Genomic DNA, 16475 nt, shown 5'->3' on the forward strand with positions numbered 1-16475 from the left:
CCTGACCGGCCCCAACCCGACCTGACCCGACCCGACCGGAACAGAACGAAACCACCCGGCCCTGCCCGGCCCGGCCCGGCGGCACCGCGCCGAACCACAAAACCCAGCCGCCCGGCCAGCCGCCCCGCACCGGCCGATTGAAACCGTTCAATCGCCGACGCCCCACATTCCTCCGGCCTCTCCGGAGTAGCGACCGTATCCGACGCCCCGTCAAGAATGTGTTGCACGCTCATTGACCCTCGCCCCGCACGCCCCTACGTTCACCCGCAGTGAATCGATTCATCCCTATGGATTCATCCTTCCTACCTGAGGAGCCGCAGTGATCAGCAGGAGGAACATTCTGGCGGGTACGGCGGCGGCGATGGCCGTCACGGCGACCGCCGCGGGCACCGGATCCGCCGTGGCCGCGCCCGCGCCCGCACCGGTCCGGGCAGGCGCCCGTCGCAGCGCCCTGCGCGTCACCGCGCCGACGGTCGAGTACGTGCGACACCCCCTGGGCATCGACGCACAACACCCCCGGCTGAGCTGGCCGATGGCCTCGGACGAGCCGGGCGCGCGCCAGAGCGGCTATCAGATACGGGTGGCCTCCAGCGTCTCGCGGCTGTCGGAGCCGGATGTCTGGGACAGCGGGAAGGTCGTGTCCGACGAGTCCGTCCTCGTCCCGTACGCGGGCCCGCAACTCAAGCCGCGTACCCGGTACTTCTGGTCCGTGCGCGTGTGGGACGCCGACGGCGGTGCCTCGGCGTGGAGCGAGCCGTCGTGGTGGGAGACCGGGCTCCTGGACGCCGCGCAGTGGTCCGCGAAGTGGGTCTCCGCTCCCCCGGTCCTCACCGACGCGCCGTCGCTCGAAGGCAGCTCCTGGATCTGGTTCCCCGAGGGCGATCCGGCCGGCAGTGCCCCGGCGGTCACCCGTTGGTTCCGCCGCACACTCGACTTCCCGGACGCGGTCACGGCGGCGACCCTGGCCATCAGCGCGGACAACGTCTACACCGTCTCCGTCAACGGCACCGAAGTGGCCCGCACCGATCTTGAGACGGACCGCGACGGCTGGCGCCGCCCCGCCGTCGTCGAGGTCCTCGCCCAGCTGCGTACGGGGCGGAACGTCCTCGCGGTCTCGGCCACCAACGCGTCCGAGGGGCCCGCGGGCCTGGTCGCCACCCTCACCCTGCACACGGCCTCCGGCGAACAGCGGATCGTCACCGACGACTCCTGGAGATCGACCGACAAGGAGCCCGCCGCCGGCTGGCGCGGCACCGACTTCGACGACAGTGCCTGGCCGCCGGCGAAGGAGGCGGCCGCGTGGGGCGCCGGGCCGTGGGGGAAGGTCGTCCCCGCGTCGTACGCGGCCAACCAACTGCGGCACGAGTTCAGGCTCCCGCGCAAGAAGGTGGCCCGCGCCCGGTTGTACGCCACGGCTCTCGGCGTCTACGAAGCCCACCTCAACGGACGCCGGGTGGGCCGCGACCAGCTCGCGCCCGGCTGGACCGACTACCGCGAACGCGTCCACTACCAGACCTACGACGTCACCCCGCTCGTCCGCTCCGGCGCCAACGCCATCGGCGCGTACGTGGCACCGGGCTGGTACGCGGGCAACGTCGGCATGTTCGGGCCCCACCAGTACGGCGAACGCCCCGCGCTGCTGGCGCAGTTGGAGGTCGAGTACACCGACGGGACGCGCGAGCGCGTCATCTCGGACAGTGACTGGCGGGCCGCCGCCGGGCCGATCGTCTCCGCCGACCTGCTGAGCGGCGAGACGTACGACGCGCGCAAGGAGACCGCCGGCTGGACCTCACCCGGCTTCGACGACGGGGCGTGGCTCGACGCCGTGCGCACCCCCGGCGACGCCGTTCCCCCTCGGATCGAGGCCCAGGTGGACGGGCCTGTACGGGTCGCCAAGGAACTTCCGGTCAAGAAGGTGACCCGGCCCGGGCCGGGGGTGTTCGTCTTCGACCTGGGCCAGAACATGGTCGGTTCGGTACGGCTGCGGGTCTCGGGCGCGGCCGGCACGACCGTCCGGCTGAGGCACGCCGAGGTCCTGAACCCCGACGGCACCCTCTACACGGCGAACCTGCGTACCGCCGCGGCGACCGACACGTACACGCTCAAGGGCGGTGGCCGGGAGACGTACGAGCCGCGGTTCACCTTCCACGGCTTCCGTTACGTCGAGGTGACCGGGTATCCGGGGACTCCCACGGCGTCGGACCTCACCGGCCGCGTGATGCACACGTCGGCCCCCTTCACGTTCGACTTCGAGACCGACGTCCCGATGCTCAACACACTGCACAGCAACATCACCTGGGGGCAGCGCGGCAACTTCCTCTCCATCCCGACGGACACGCCCGCGCGCGACGAACGCCTGGGCTGGACGGGTGACATCAACGTCTTCGCGCCCACGGCCGCCTACACGATGGAGTCCGCCCGGTTCCTCACGAAGTGGCTCGTGGACCTGCGCGACGGGCAGACCGCGGAGGGGGCCTTCACCGACGTGGCACCCATGGTGGGTACGGTCGGCAACGGTGTCGCGGGCTGGGGCGACGCGGGTGTCACGGTCCCCTGGTCGCTGTACCAGGCGTACGGCGACCGGCAGGTCCTGGAAGACGCGTGGTCGTCCGTCCAGGCCTGGCTGACGTACCTGGAGAAGAACAGCAGCGGGCTGCTGCGGCCGGCCGCCGGTTACGGCGACTGGCTGAACGTCGAGGACGAGACGCCCAAGGACGTCATCGCCACCGCGTACTTCGCCCACAGCGCCGACCTCGCGGCCCGTATCGCGAAGGAGCTGGACAAGGACCCCGCCCCCTACACCGACCTCTTCGGACGCGTACGCGCCGCGTTCCAGAAGGCGTATGTCAGCGCCGAGGGCAGGGTGAAGGGCGACACGCAGACGGCGTATGTGCTCGCCCTGTCGATGGACCTGCTGCCGGACGGACTGCGAACGGCGGCGGCCGACCGGCTCGTCGCGCTGATCGAGGCCAGGGACTGGCATCTGTCGACGGGCTTCCTCGGTACGCCCCGGCTGCTGCCCGTCCTCACCGAGACCGGCCACACCGATGTCGCCCACCGGCTGCTCGCGCAGCGGTCCTATCCCAGCTGGGGCTATCAGATCGACAAGGGCTCCACCACGATGTGGGAGCACTGGGACTCCATCCGGCCCGACGGCAGCTTCGAGGACCCGGGCATGAACTCGTTCAACCACTACGCCTACGGTTCGGTCGGCGAGTGGATGTACACCAACATCGCCGGTATCGCGGCGGGCCGGCCCGGCTACCGCGAGATCGTCGTCCGGCCGCGGCCGGGCGGGGGCGTCACCTCCGCCCGCGCCACGTTCGCCTCGGTCCGCGGTCCCGTCTCCACCCAGTGGCGGCAGCGGTCCGGAAAGTTCGTCCTGACGTGCTCCGTGCCGCCCAACACCACCGCCGAGGTGTGGATCCCCACGGACGCCCCGGACGAGGTCACCCACACCGCCGCGACCTTCCTGCGCGGTGAGGACGGCTGCGCGGTGTACCGGGTCGGTTCGGGCACCCACCGCTTCAGCGCGTAGCGCGGCCGTCACGCAGCGGCGTCCAACACACCTTGGACGCCGCCGCGTTGGCGGGGCTGCGCGGAAGCGCGGTGGCCTGGCCATAAGGTGCTCGCATGTCTGCCTCGTTGAGTTCCGCCAGATCCCGCGCCGCGCTGCGCGCATCGGCGCGTATTTCCGTCGAGCTGCTGCTGGTTCTGGTGATGACCGCGGTGGCTCTCTGGCTCCTGGGCCGGATGTGGTCCGTGGTCTGGCCCCTCATAGTGGGCCTCCTGCTGACCACGCTGACCTGGCCCATGGCCCGCTTCCTGCGCCGGCGCGGATGGCGTCCCGCGCTGGCGGCCTCCCTGGTGACCGTGGTGTTCCTGGTGCTCGCCTCGGCCGTGGTCGCGCTGATCGCTGTCCCGGTGGCCTCCCAGTCCGGGGAGTTGACCGACGGCGTCGTGGACGGCATGCACAAGGTCCGTGACTGGGCCGCCGGACCGCCGCTGAACATCGACGACGCCCAGATCTCGGGCGCCATGGACAGTGCGGTCGAGCGCCTGCAGAAGAGCGCGGGCAGTATCACCACGACGGTCGTCACGGGCGTGAGCACCGTGGTCAACGGTCTGGTCACCGCCGTCCTGGCGATCTTCCTGATGTTCTTCTTCCTCAAGGACGGTCCGCGGTTCCTGCCGTGGCTCGCCCGTCAGCTGCCCGGCCGGCTCGCCGTCGACGTCCCCACCGTGGCCTCCCGCACCTGGGACACCCTGGGCTCGTTCGTACGGTCGCAGGCGGCCGTGGGGCTGCTCGACGCCGTCTTCATCGGCATCGGTCTGTGGATCGTGGACGTGCCGCTGGTCCTCCCGCTGGCGGTGCTGACCTTCGTCTCCGCGTTCGTGCCGATCGTGGGTGCCCTGTTCGCCGGCTTCGTCGCGGTGCTCATCGCCCTGGTGTCGAACGGTCTGACGGACGCGCTGATCGTGCTGGCGATCATCATCGGCGTGCAGCAGCTCGAAGGGAACGTCTTCCAGCCCATGATCCAGAGCCGCGGGCTCGGACTGCACGCGGCCGTCATCCTGCTGGCGGTGACGCTCGGCGGGAGTCTGGCGGGCGTGGTGGGCAGTCTGCTCGCCGTCCCGGTCGCCGCGATGATCGCCGTGTTCTGGAACTACCTGCGCGAGCAGCTCAGCGAACCACCGGAGGAACCGGAGACGCGGGAGCCGCGGGCCGACGACGCCGTCCCCTCCTGAAAGTCCCCGGCACGCGCCGCGGCCGGCCGGCTCGGGCACCCTCCTCGAGCGGGGCCGGGCCCGGCCGCCGGCGGTCGGCGGCCACCTAAGGGTTCAGTACGACCTTGCCGGCGACCGTGCCGGATTCGGCCAGGCGCAGGGCCTCGGCGGCCTGTACGAGCGGGAGTTGGGCGGCGATCTGGGCCGTGACCTCCCCGCGCTGGAACGCCGCGAAGACCTGGCTGAGGTCGCTGCGCAGCCGGGCGCGGAACCGGTTCCTGGAAAGGGCCCGACCGGCCCAGACATTGAAGAAGTAGGCGCGGCGGCGGTTGGGCAGCGCGTTCCACAGCCACACCCGGCAGAGCAGCTTGAACACGGGCCACTGCTTGGAACCCTCGTCGTCCCGGGTGGAGGCGCTGCCGTAGGCGACGAGCGTCCCGCCGGGTGCGAGGAGGCGCCAGGAGTCGACGACGCCCCGGCCGCCGACGTGGTCGAAGACGGCGTCCACTCCGCCGGGGGCGAGTTCACGGACGCGCGCGGCGACGTCCTCCGTGCGGTAGTCGACGGGGGCGACACCCTTCGCGAGGAGCGCCTCGTGGTGGCGCGCGGACGCCGTGCCGATCACCTTCACGCCCGCGGCCTGGGCGAGCTGGACGAGGACCGAGCCGACACCGCCGTTGGCGCCGTGCACCAGGACGGTCCGTCCCGCGCGGACACGTGCCTTGCGGTGCAGCATCTGCCAGGCGGTGATGCCGTTGACCACCAGGGTCTCCGCCTGTGCTGCGCCGATCCCGTCGGGCACCCGCACCACGTCCGCCGCGTCGACGAGCACGTGGGTGGACCAGCCGCCGACCTTCAGCAGGGCCGCCACCCGGGCGCCGGCCAGGCCCGGTTCGACGCCTTCGCCCGTGGTCAGCACCGTGCCGACCAGGTCGTAACCGGGCACGAAGGGGAACGGCGGCTGGTCGTAGTAGCGGCCCCGGCGCATCTGCTGCTCGGCGAAGGAGACCCCGGTGGCCTCCATCCGGATCAGGACCTGGCCGGGGCCCGCGACGGGGACGGCTCCGCGCCTGATCAGAAGTCCTTCCGGCGCCACCTTGCCCGGCAGGACGACCTCGACGAGTCCTTCGGCGTTCATGACTACCTCCATTGCGTCGCACTTGACTGACTGCTTCTTGCGTTCGTTAGAAGTTGTAACGCACCACGACGGATAGAGTCAATAACGCTGGTGATAGCCTCTAACTAAATACGATGCACTGACACGGACAGACCTGGAAGGCGGTAGGCCATGACGGACACGGGCACCGAGACCCCGCGCGAGCGCTACCGCGCCCAGGTGCGTGCCGAGGTCAAGGCGCACGCGTGGGAACAGCTCGCCTCGGCGGGGGCCTCCGCGCTCTCGCTCAACGCGATCGCCAAGCGCATGGGCATGAGCGGACCCGCGCTCTACCGGTACTTCGCCAACCGCGACGAACTGATCACCGAGCTGATCCGGGACGCCTACCGCAGCCTCGCCGACACCTTCCGCGCGACCGCCGCCGACGGCAGCGGCGACGGCGACCTGGCCGCGCTGGCGCACGCCCTGCGCGACTGGGCCCTACAGGACCCGCACCGCTACTTCCTCATCTACGGCACGCCCGTACCCGGCTACCACGCACCCGACGACATCACCGGGATCGTGCACGAGATCATGGCGACCCTGCTCGACGCCTGCGCCGCGCTGCCCTCGGCCCCCTCCACGACAGCGTTCGGCTCGCACCTCGAAGGGCACCGGCGGTGGGCGGGCGACCACCCCGCCGAGCCCGCGGCGCTGCACCGCGCGCTGACGTTCTGGACCCGGCTGCACGGCGTGCTGTCCCTGGAACTCGCGGGGCACTTCACCGGGATGGAGTTCGACCCCGCGCTGTTCTTCGCGGCCGAACTCGATGAGCTGACTCGATGAGCTGACCAAGGCGTCGGCGCACCGACCGCGGCAGGTCTGCCCGTTCGGGCAGGCCCCTGTGCCTTCGCGCCTCGTGATACCCGTACGGCGGCACGTTAGGGTCGGGCGGGTGAGCACCATGACCACAGCGATCACCGCGGAACACAGCGCGGTGCAGGGGGAGTTCGCCGGTGATTGACGGCCGGTTGGACGAAACGGGGACGGCCGACTCCCGAACGGGGACGGCCGGCGGGAGCGAAGCCGAAGAGGCAGCCGGAGACACAGTCGCAGGAGCGGCCGGAGGAGCAGCCGGAGCATCATCCGGAGCGGTGGACGAGGCGGCAGGCGAAGAGACGGTCGAGGGATCACGGGAAGAGCGGCCGAAGCGCGTCCGCCGCGGCCCGGGACCGTTCACCCTGCTCGTCCTGCCGGGGCTGGTCGCCCTGGTGGGGGTGGCCGGCTTCCTGGCCTACAACGGCGATCTCGCCGACGCCTGGCCGCAGGGCGGCGGCCCCGACCCGACCGCCACGACCGACGTCGACGCCGCATACATCCCCTGGCTCCGCAAGGCGGTCGCGGACTGCACGGTCGTCAAGCCGTCGGTACTGGCCGCCCAGATCGACCGGCTCTCCGGCTGGAACAACGACGCGGGAGCGCTGTCGGGCGAGAAGGGCATCGCCGCGTTCACGGACGCCGGGTGGAAGAAGTGGGGCAAGGACGACGACGGCAACGGCCGCTCCTCCCCCCGCGATCCGGCGGACGCCCTGATGGCGCTCGGCCGCCAGGACTGCTCCCTCGCCGAGAAGGTGACCGACCTCAGGACCGAGGGGGTCGTCACGGGGGACCTGGTGGATCTCACTCTCGCCGCGTACGTGTCGGGTACGGATGCCGTGGTGAAGGCGGGCCGCGTACCCGGTGACGCGGAGGCCTACATCACCGAGGTGAAGTCGCTGTCCTCGCGCTACGAGGCGGTCGACCGGGAGAGTTCCGGCGGCGCCGTCAACCAGGTGCCGGGTGCCGTACTGGCCGGGCCGGTCGGCGACCTCACCGTCACCTCGCCCTACGGATCACGCGAACACCCGCTGACCGGAGTGACGAAACTGCACACCGGGGTCGACTTCGCCTCGCCCCAGGGGGCGCAGGTCTCCGCCGCGTCGAAGGGCCAGGTCGTGTTCGCGGCGATGACGAAGGCGTACGGCAACCGCGTGGTGATCGACCACGGCACCATCGACGGCAAGCGGCTGCAGACGACGTACAGCCATCTGCTGGCCCTCCAGGTGTCCGTCGGCCAGGCGGTGGACGCCGGGACCCCGGTGGGGCTGGTCGGCTCGACCGGCCTGTCCACCGGCCCCCACCTGCACTTCGAGGTGATCCTCGACGGGTACTACACCGACCCCCTGCCGTGGCTCAGCCCCAGCACCTGACCCGGACGGTTCCGGCGGCGGGCGCCCCCGCGCCTCACTCGGCGGCGGGGCGGCCGCCGAACCGCCAGTCGTGGATCTCGACGCTGCGGTAGAGGCCGCCCCGGGCGTACGGTTCGGCCGCCATCATCGTTTCGGCGGCTTCGCGGTCCGGCAGTTCGACCAGCAGGGCCGTGCCCAGCCAGTCGGTGCCGTCCTGGGAGAGCAACGGGCCGTACGCGATGAGGTGTTCGCGGTGGTCGCGGTCGAGATGGCGGTGGTGCTCCGCCTCCAGGGCGTCGCGGGCCGCGGTCGCGCCCGGCACTCCGTGCGCGATGATCAGGAAGCGCCGGTGTCCGGCCTGCCCGCTCGCGTACGCGCTCTCGTACTGCCACATCGTGCGGCCGAGGGTGTTCTGCCAGCGGCGTATCAGGACATCGGCGTAGACACCGGCCCGGTAGTTGGGTTCGTCGAACGCGAACCCGTGCGCGGCTGCCGCGTCGGGGAGGTCGACGATGTGCATGCTGCCCGTCGCCGTCTCGCCGTCGGCGGCGAGCGTGGGACCGCGCGCGATCATCTGCTCGGCGTACCGGTCCATGAACGCCCAGTGCGCCTCGTTCAGCTCCCACCGCAACGGCATCGAACCCGGCCGGTCACGGCAGTAGAAGAAGTACTCCATCTCGCCCGCGCCTCCCCCTCCACGCGCTCACCACGTACTCACCGCGCACTCACCACGACGGAGCGCGCCGGGCGGCAACGGACCGTACCAACGCCCGTTCCGCGCGGGCCGGAATCACGACGGACCCCGGCGGACCCGGGCGGGCACCAGCCGGCACAGGTCGGCACCGGCAGTCAGGCGGGCAGGCCGACAGGCGGGCACCGCGGGCCTCCGGCGGCCGCTCGACCCCCCTCATTGCATGTTCATGCGAGCTGATGCATAATCTTCCTATGTCTAAGGTCCTCACCTCCCTCCCCGCCGGCGAGCGCGTCGGAATCGCCTTCTCCGGCGGACTCGACACCTCGGTCGCGGTCGCTTGGATGCGCGACAAGGGCGCCGTTCCGTGCACCTACACCGCCGACATCGGCCAGTACGACGAGCCCGACATCGCCTCGGTGCCCGGCCGCGCCAAGGCCTACGGCGCCGAACTCGCGCGCCTCGTCGACTGCCGTGCCGCGCTGGTCGAGGAGGGGCTCGCCGCGCTCACCTGCGGGGCGTTCCACATCCGCTCGGGCGGGCGTGCCTACTTCAACACCACGCCGCTGGGCCGCGCCGTCACCGGCACCCTGCTGGTCCGGGCGATGCTCGAGGACGACGTCCAGATCTGGGGCGACGGCTCGACCTTCAAGGGCAACGACATCGAGCGCTTCTACCGGTACGGGCTGCTCGCCAACCCGCATCTGCGGATCTACAAGCCCTGGCTGGACGCGGACTTCGTGACCGAGCTGGGTGGCCGCAAGGAGATGTCGGAGTGGCTGGTCGCACACGACCTGCCGTACCGCGACAGCACGGAGAAGGCGTACTCCACCGACGCCAACATCTGGGGCGCCACCCACGAGGCCAAGACCCTGGAACACCTGGACACGGGCGTCGAGACCGTCGAGCCGATCATGGGCGTCCGGTTCTGGGACCCCGAGGTCGAGATCGCCACCGAGGACGTGACGATCGGCTTCGACCAGGGCCGCCCGGTCACGATCAACGGCAAGGAGTTCGCCTCCGCCGTCGACCTGGTGATGGAGGCCAACGCCATCGGCGGCCGCCACGGCATGGGCATGTCGGACCAGATCGAGAACCGGATCATCGAGGCCAAGAGCCGCGGTATCTACGAGGCGCCGGGCATGGCCCTGCTGCACGCCGCGTACGAACGCCTGGTCAACGCGATCCACAACGAGGACACCATCGCCCAGTACTACAACGAGGGCCGGCGCCTCGGGCGGCTGATGTACGAGGGCCGCTGGCTGGACCCGCAGGCCCTGATGGTGCGCGAGTCGCTGCAGCGCTGGGTCGGCGCGGCCATCACCGGCGAGGTGACCCTGCGGCTGCGGCGCGGCGAGGACTACTCGATCCTCGACACCCGCGGCCCGGCGTTCAGCTACCACCCGGACAAGCTGTCCATGGAGCGCACGGAGGACTCGGCGTTCGGCCCGGTGGACCGGATCGGCCAGCTCACCATGCGCAACCTCGACATCGCCGACTCGCGCGCCAAGCTGGAGCAGTACGCCGGGCTCGGTCTGATCGGCACCGGCAGCCCCTCGATCGGTGCCGCCCAGGCGGCCGCGACCGGGCTCATCGGCAGCATGCCGGAGATGCCGCAGGGCGGCGCCGAGGCCATCGCCTCCCGCGGCGAGGTCTCCGAGGACGACGAACTGCTGGACCGCGCGGCGATGGAGTTCGGCACGGACTGATGTCCCGCCGCAGCGGCACGAAGCACTGAGATGGGCGGGCCCGGCGCTGATGGCGCCGGGACCGCCCATCGGTCTGTTCAGACCGGTTTTCCCCGCTCAGCACCCCGGTCGGCAACCGGATCGGCAGCCCGTGCACCGGCCTGCGCCTGCTCAGAGACCCGGCTCGGTGATCCGTACGCGGTCACTGTCACCGTCCGACAGGAACGCGGCCAGCGCCTGTCCCTCCTCGGCCACGGAGGTGCGGTCGGCCCGGGAGAGACCGTGCAACGGGGTCACCGTCACGGTGTCGTCCTTGGCGACCGTCCAGGACGCGGCGACCCGGCCGTCGACCAGGACGACCCGCTCACCGGCGACCGACAGACCCCGGTGTGCGTCGTCGATGATCCGGCCGCGGTCGTGGTACCCGAGGACCGCGTTGTCGAACGCCGGCAGGAACCGTACCGGCGCCGGCGTGTCCGGATCGGGACGAGGTGCGCCGGGCAGGTCCAGCAGCTCCCGGCCCCGTTCGTCACGGAAGGCGACGAGCTCCCCGCGTGCCCGTACCGCGGTGATCGCGGCCGGCAGACCCGCCAGGCCGCACCAGGCGCGCAGGTCGGCCGACGCGGCGGGTCCGAACGCGGCCAGATAGCGCAGGACCAGCGCCTGCCCCACCGGATCGGAGCCGTTCTCGGCCGGTGGATCGACCTCGCGCCCCAGCCAGTCGGAGAGCATGACATTGCGTACTCCCGCCCGCGTACGCCAGAGCCCGCGCGGCGGCATCTGCGCCATGGGGACGAGGGCGGCGATCAGCATCTCGCCGAGTGGCCGCGGTCCCGGTTCCGGCCAACGTCCGGTGACGGCCCGCGCGAGTTCGGTCATCGTGCGGGGCTCCCCGTCGGCCATGACGGCCCGGCCCGCCGCCGCGAGCTCGTCGAGGTCCACCCCGGACAGCTCGCGGCGGTAGGTCCCGAGCACCCGTTGGCGCAGCATGGCCGTGTGGCGGCCCCGCCAGGCCAGCACGTCGTCGGCGGTGACCAGGTGGACGGTCCGGCGCATGAGGTGGGTGCGCACCACCTTCCGCCCGGTCAGCAGGTCCGACAGCGCCGACGGGTCGAACGCGGACAGCCTGGACCAGAGCCCGACGAACGGTTCCTGCGGCTCCTGCGCCTGCAGACCGCCGAGGTGGGCGACCGCGTCGAGGGCAGGCAGCTCGGCGCGGTCGAGCAGCAGCTGCCGGGCCAGCGTCGCGCGGTTGAGCGCCCGGGTGCCGAGAACGGTCGAAGTGCCCACCGGTCAGGTCGACTTCCGGCCGTCGAGCGACTCGCGCAGGATGTCCGCGTGGCCGGCGTGCTGGGCGGTCTCCGCGATGACGTGCATCAGCACCCGGCGGGCGCTGCGCACCGCCCCCGGCTCGTTCCAGGGCGCCTCGGGCAGCGGATGCGCCACGGACAGGTCGGGCAGATTCGCGACGACCTCCTCGGTCCTGGCGGCCACCTGCTCGTACCGTTCGACGATCGCGGCCAGCGTCTCGCCGGGCAGCATCCGGAAGTTGTTCTGGTGGTCGATCGCCCACTGCGGGAACTCGCGGGCGGTACCGGACTCGAGGTCGGCCCAGGTGACGCCGTCCGGGAGGTCGTAGTTCGTCGCCGACGGGCCCTCGACCACGAAGCGCAGCCAGCCCTCCTCGACGGCCGCGACATGCTTGATCAGCCCGGCCAGGGACAGGGTGCTGACCGTCGGGCTCTGGCCGGCCTGTTCGTCGCTGAGATCGCGTGTCGTGGCCGTCAGGGCGGACCGGGCGGTCGCGAGTTCGGCGAGCAGGTCGGTGCGCTCGGGGTCGAGGGCGGGCCGGAGGGTGGTCGTGGTGGTCACGTCGTCGGTCATGGTGATCGGGTCCTTCTTCTCGTCGTCGGTCACAAGAAGACAATCTCAGGAGAAGCGGTCAGGGTGTGTCCGCTACTCCGTGCACCATGGAGCCATGCCGAAAACATCAGCGCGACTGCTGTCCCTCCTCTCGCTGCTCCAGGCGCGCCGGGACTGGCCCGGGGCGCTGCTGGCCGAGCGGCTGGACATCAGCCCGCGCACCGTGCGCCGCGATGTCGACCGCCTGCGCGAACTCGGCTACCCCATCGTCGCCTTCAAGGGGCCGGACGGCGGGTACCGCCTCGACGCCGGTACGGAGTTGCCGCCGCTGCTGTTCGACGACGAGCAGGCCGTGGCCCTCGCCGTCGCGCTCCAGATCGCGACCGCGTCCGGTGCCGGTATCGGGGAGGCGGCGGTGCGCGCGCTGGCCACCGTCCGGCAGGTCATGCCCGCGCGGCTGCGCCACCGGATCGACACCCTTCAGGTCACCGCCGTCGAGCGGCCCACGTCCCGGCAGGCGCCGCAGGTCGACAGCGGCGTGCTGCTGACGCTGGGGGCCGCCGTCCACGCCTGCGAGGTACTGCGCTTCGACTACGCCCCGGCGTCTCCGGCGGCCTCGGCGGATGCCGCGGCCTCGATATCTGCCTCCGCCTCCGCATCCTCATCAGGAGGTGGCGGCGACGGGCTCCCCCTGGCTCCACCACGCAGGGTCGAGCCGCACCACCTCGTCACCTGGGGTGGACGCTGGTATCTCGTCGCCTGGGACCTGGACCGCGAGGACTGGCGGACCTTCCGCGCCGACCGGATCACCCCGCGCATCCCGGCAGGCCCCCGCTTCGTCCCGCGCGAGCTCCCCGGCGGTGACGTGGCCACTTTCGTGGCCGCCAAATTCCGGGGCGCCGACGGCTCCGGCGACTGGCCCTGCCGCGGCGAGGTGATCCTCGCCAAGCCCGCCTCCAGCGTGGCCCAGTACGCACATGACGGAGTCGTCGAGGCTCTCGGACCGGAGCGTTGCCGGCTCACTCTGGGCTCGTGGTCCTGGGTCGGCCTGGCCGCCTCCATCGGCCGGTTCGACGCCGGCATCGAGGTCGTCGGCCCGGCCGAACTCAAGGACGCCTTCGCCCAGTTGGCCCGCCGCTACACCGATGCCACACCCGACGGGGTCTAGCCAGTAGCTGTGCCGGAGGCCGAACCGGGGCCAAGTGATGCGGCATCAAGCCAAAGTGACCCGAGTGCGGTCGGCTGCCTTCCGGGATCGGTGCGGCGCTCATATCCTCGTGCGCCAATGATCGCCGGCGGTGAGGGGCAGCGATGAGCGGGACCACTCGAAGAACGTTCCTCGGCACGTCCGCGGCCGTGGCCGGCGCCGGCGGTGCCGTCCTCGGAACACCCCGGCCGGCCATGGCGCGGAGCGGTGTCGCCCCGCAGACGGTGGCCGTGCTCGGCGGAGGCGTCGCCGGGCTCACGGCCGCGCACGAACTGGCCGAACGCGGCTTCCGGGTCACGGTCTACGAACGCAAGGCGCTGGGCGGCAAGGCCCGCAGCATGGACGTACCGGACAGCGGTACGGGCGGGCGCGGCCCCCTGCCCGGCGAGCACGGCTTCCGCTTCATCCCGGGCATCTATCACAACCTGCCCGACACCATGCGCCGCATCCCCTTCCCCGGCAACGCCAACGGCGTCCATGACAACCTCGTCGCTCCCAAGGAGATGCTGTTCGCCCGCTCGGGCGGTCGCGAGGACATCCGGATCCCCCTCCTCTGGCCCGGCAACACCCCCGCCGAACTCACCCCCGACGAGATCCGCCGCGCCCTCGTCTCGGTCCTGGACACCGCCTTCAACCTCCCCCTGCACGAGGCCCTCTACTTCGCCAACCGCTTCCTCGTCTTCCTCACCAGCTGCGACGAACGCCGCGACCAGGACTGGGAGCGGACTCCGTGGTGGGAGTTCGTACGCGCCGCCCGGATGTCGTACGACTACCAGCGCATCCTCGCCGTCGGCATCACCCGCAACATCGTGGCCACCAAGGCGGAGGAGGCCAGCACCCGTACGGTCGGCTCCGTGCTGGAGGCCTTCGCCTTCAACCTCCTCGGGCGGGGCGCGGACGGCCCGCTGGACCGCATCCTGAACGCGCCCACCAACGAGGCATGGATCGACCCCTGGGTGACGTACCTGAAGTCGCTCGGGGTGGAGTTCGAGATCGGCTGGACCGTACTGAACCTGCCCCTGGACGCGGGCCGGATCGCCGGGGCGGTCGTCGAGGACGCGGAGGGTGCCCGCCGTACCGTCACCGCCGACCACTACATCTCCGCCATGCCGGTCGAGCACGCCCGCCGCACCTGGAACTCCGCGGTACGCGCCGCGGATCCCCAGCTCGCGGAGTGCGATCTGCTGGAGACGGACTGGATGACGGGCATCCAGTTCTATCTGACGGAACGTACGCCGATCATCCACGGCCACCTCGACCTCATCGACTCCCCCTGGTCGCTGACCGCCATCGCCCAGGCCCAGCACTGGCCGGGCCATGACTTCCCCGCCGACTTCGGGGACGGCACGGTCGCGGACTGTCTGTCCGTGGACGTCTCCGAATGGGACCGGCCGGGCATTCTGTACGGCAGGACGGCCAAGCAGTGCACCCGCGCGGAGGTCGCCCGTGAGGTGTGGGCGCAGTTGAAGGCCTCCCTCAACGACAGCGGCCGTACGGTCCTCAAGGACTCCGCGCTGCACTCCTGGTTCCTCGACCCGGCCGTCGACGGCCTCGGCACCCCGAACCCGGTCAACGACGAACAGTTGCTCATCCACCCCACGGGGACCTTCCACCACCGTCCGAAGTCCGCCACGAAGATCCCCAACCTCTTCCTGGCCGGCGACTACGTGGCCGTGCCCATCGATCTGGCCACCATGGAGGGCGCCAACACCTCCGCCCGGCAGGCCGTCAACGCCCTGCTGGACCGCGTCGGTTCGGCCGCCGAGCGCTGCACCGTCACCCCGCTGTACCGGGCCCCCGAGCTGGAGGCGCTCAAACGCCACGACCGCACCCGCCACCTCCTCCGGCTGCCGAACCTCTTCGACCTGGGCTGACCCCGTCGGTCTTACGGACCGGTGACGTGGTGCGCGTACCCCTGCTCCAGGGCATGGGCGCGGACCTAGGGTTCGGCGCATGCGTGTACTGGTCACCGGCGGTGCCGGGTTCATCGGGTCCCATGTCGTCGAGGCGCTGCGGGCGGGCGGGCACGACCCCGTGGTGTTCGACGTACGAGGCGAGGCGGCCGGTGACGTCCGCGACCGCGGCGCGGTGTCGTCGGCGCTCGCCGGGGTCGACGCGGTCTGTCACCAGGCGGCGATGGTCGGCCTGGGCAAGGGGGTCGCCGACGCGGCCGAGTACGTGTCGCACAACGACCTCGGTACCGCCGTGCTCCTGGCGGCGATGGCCGGGGCCGGGGTGCGGCGGCTCGTCCTGGCCGGGTCGATGGTCGTGTACGGGGAGGGCCGGTACTCCTGTGCGCGGCACGGCCGGGTACGCCCCGGCCCGCGGTCGGCCGCCGATCTGACGGCGGGGCGGTTCGAGCCGCGGTGCCCGTCCTGCGACGCGGACCTGGTGCCCGGTCTCGTCGGCGAGGACGCCCCCGCCGACCCCCGCAACGTCTACGCGACGACCAAGCTCGCGCAGGAGCACCTGGCCGCCGCGTGGGCGCGGTCGACGGACGGTACGGCGGTCTCGCTGCGGTACCACAACGTCTACGGGCCCGGGATGCCGCGTGACACCCCGTACGCGGGTGTGGCGTCCTTCTTCCGTTCCGCGCTGGCGCGCGGCGAGGCCCCCCGTGTCTTCGAGGACGGCGGTCAGCGACGGGACTTCGTCCACGTACGGGATGTGGCGGCGGCCAATGTGACGGCGCTGGAAGCGGAAGTGGAAGGGGATACGGCAGGCGGCGCGTTGACGGCGTACAACGTCGGGAGCGGGGAGCCGCAGACGGTCGGCGGGATGGCGCGGGCGCTGGCCGCCGCGTACGGCGGGCCCGATCCGGTGGTGACCGGCGAGTTCCGGCTGGGGGACGTACGGCACATCACCGCGGACTCGTCCCGGCTGCGGGCCGAACTGGGCTGGCGGCCCGAGGTCGGATTCGCGAAGGGGATGCGGGAGTTCGCGGTGGCGCGTCTGCGTGGTGAGTGAGCCGGCC

General features: G+C 71.6%; 12 protein-coding genes. 8 read left to right on the forward strand and 4 right to left on the reverse strand.

What is annotated here, in order from left to right:
- Positions 1–319: 319 nt before the first annotated feature.
- Both IE278_RS03765 and IE278_RS03770 read left to right on the forward strand, forming a co-directional pair.
- A complete protein-coding gene (locus IE278_RS03765; protein WP_189768613.1) occupies positions 320–3538 on the forward strand; it encodes an alpha-L-rhamnosidase in 3219 nt (1072 codons plus the stop codon).
- A 95-nt stretch (positions 3539–3633) separates the two neighbouring features.
- On the forward strand, positions 3634–4749 hold the full coding sequence (locus tag IE278_RS03770) for an AI-2E family transporter (RefSeq protein ID WP_189768615.1): 1116 nt from the start codon (positions 3634–3636) through the stop codon (positions 4747–4749).
- Between the two features lie 85 nt (positions 4750–4834).
- Here IE278_RS03770 and IE278_RS03775 read toward each other — a convergent pair whose 3' ends face one another.
- A complete protein-coding gene (locus tag IE278_RS03775; RefSeq protein ID WP_189768617.1) occupies positions 4835–5866 on the reverse strand; it encodes a medium chain dehydrogenase/reductase family protein in 1032 nt (343 codons plus the stop codon).
- A gap of 150 nt (positions 5867–6016) precedes the next feature.
- Between IE278_RS03775 and IE278_RS03780 the strand changes: the two genes are divergently transcribed.
- Positions 6017–6670 carry a TetR/AcrR family transcriptional regulator gene (locus IE278_RS03780; protein ID WP_189768619.1) on the forward strand — a complete coding sequence of 218 codons (654 nt, stop codon included), beginning with the start codon at positions 6017–6019 and terminating at the stop codon, positions 6668–6670.
- A gap of 308 nt (positions 6671–6978) precedes the next feature.
- Entirely contained in the window at positions 6979–8073 is a 1095-nt protein-coding gene (locus IE278_RS03785; protein WP_189768621.1) for a M23 family metallopeptidase, read from the forward strand.
- A 34-nt stretch (positions 8074–8107) separates the two neighbouring features.
- On the opposite strand, the gene IE278_RS03790 is transcribed toward IE278_RS03785, so the two are convergent.
- Positions 8108–8728 carry a YciI family protein gene (locus IE278_RS03790; RefSeq protein WP_189768623.1) on the reverse strand — a complete coding sequence of 207 codons (621 nt, stop codon included), beginning with the start codon at positions 8726–8728 and terminating at the stop codon, positions 8108–8110.
- Between the two features lie 269 nt (positions 8729–8997).
- On the opposite strand from IE278_RS03790, the gene argG reads away from it, so the two are divergent.
- The gene (argG, locus tag IE278_RS03795) at positions 8998–10452 is read left to right on the forward strand and encodes an argininosuccinate synthase (protein ID WP_189768625.1); all 1455 of its coding nucleotides are present in this window, start codon (positions 8998–9000) and stop codon (positions 10450–10452) included.
- A gap of 150 nt (positions 10453–10602) precedes the next feature.
- Here the strand turns inward: argG and IE278_RS03800 are convergent, their stop codons facing one another.
- Together IE278_RS03800 and IE278_RS03805 are read right to left on the reverse strand one after the other, a co-directional pair.
- Positions 10603–11721 (reverse strand): winged helix DNA-binding domain-containing protein, encoded by a 1119-nt coding sequence (locus tag IE278_RS03800; protein WP_189768628.1) that lies wholly within the window; start codon positions 11719–11721, stop codon positions 10603–10605.
- Positions 11722–11724: 3 nt separating this feature from the next.
- Positions 11725–12315, reverse strand: coding sequence for a DinB family protein (locus tag IE278_RS03805; protein ID WP_189769075.1), 591 nt, complete (start codon positions 12313–12315; stop codon positions 11725–11727).
- Between the two features lie 94 nt (positions 12316–12409).
- Between IE278_RS03805 and IE278_RS03810 the strand changes: the two genes are divergently transcribed.
- From IE278_RS03810 to IE278_RS03820, 3 genes are all read left to right on the forward strand, one after another.
- Positions 12410–13462, forward strand: coding sequence for a helix-turn-helix transcriptional regulator (locus tag IE278_RS03810; RefSeq protein ID WP_189768630.1), 1053 nt, complete (start codon positions 12410–12412; stop codon positions 13460–13462).
- A 143-nt stretch (positions 13463–13605) separates the two neighbouring features.
- Positions 13606–15375, forward strand: coding sequence for a hydroxysqualene dehydroxylase (locus IE278_RS03815; RefSeq protein WP_189768633.1), 1770 nt, complete (start codon positions 13606–13608; stop codon positions 15373–15375).
- Between the two features lie 79 nt (positions 15376–15454).
- A complete protein-coding gene (locus tag IE278_RS03820) occupies positions 15455–16468 on the forward strand; it encodes an NAD-dependent epimerase/dehydratase family protein (protein ID WP_189768635.1) in 1014 nt (337 codons plus the stop codon).
- Positions 16469–16475 lie beyond the last annotated feature (7 nt).

The sequence above is a fragment of the Streptomyces tauricus genome (assembly GCF_014650955.1).
GTDB classification, from domain to species: domain Bacteria; phylum Actinomycetota; class Actinomycetes; order Streptomycetales; family Streptomycetaceae; genus Streptomyces; species Streptomyces tauricus.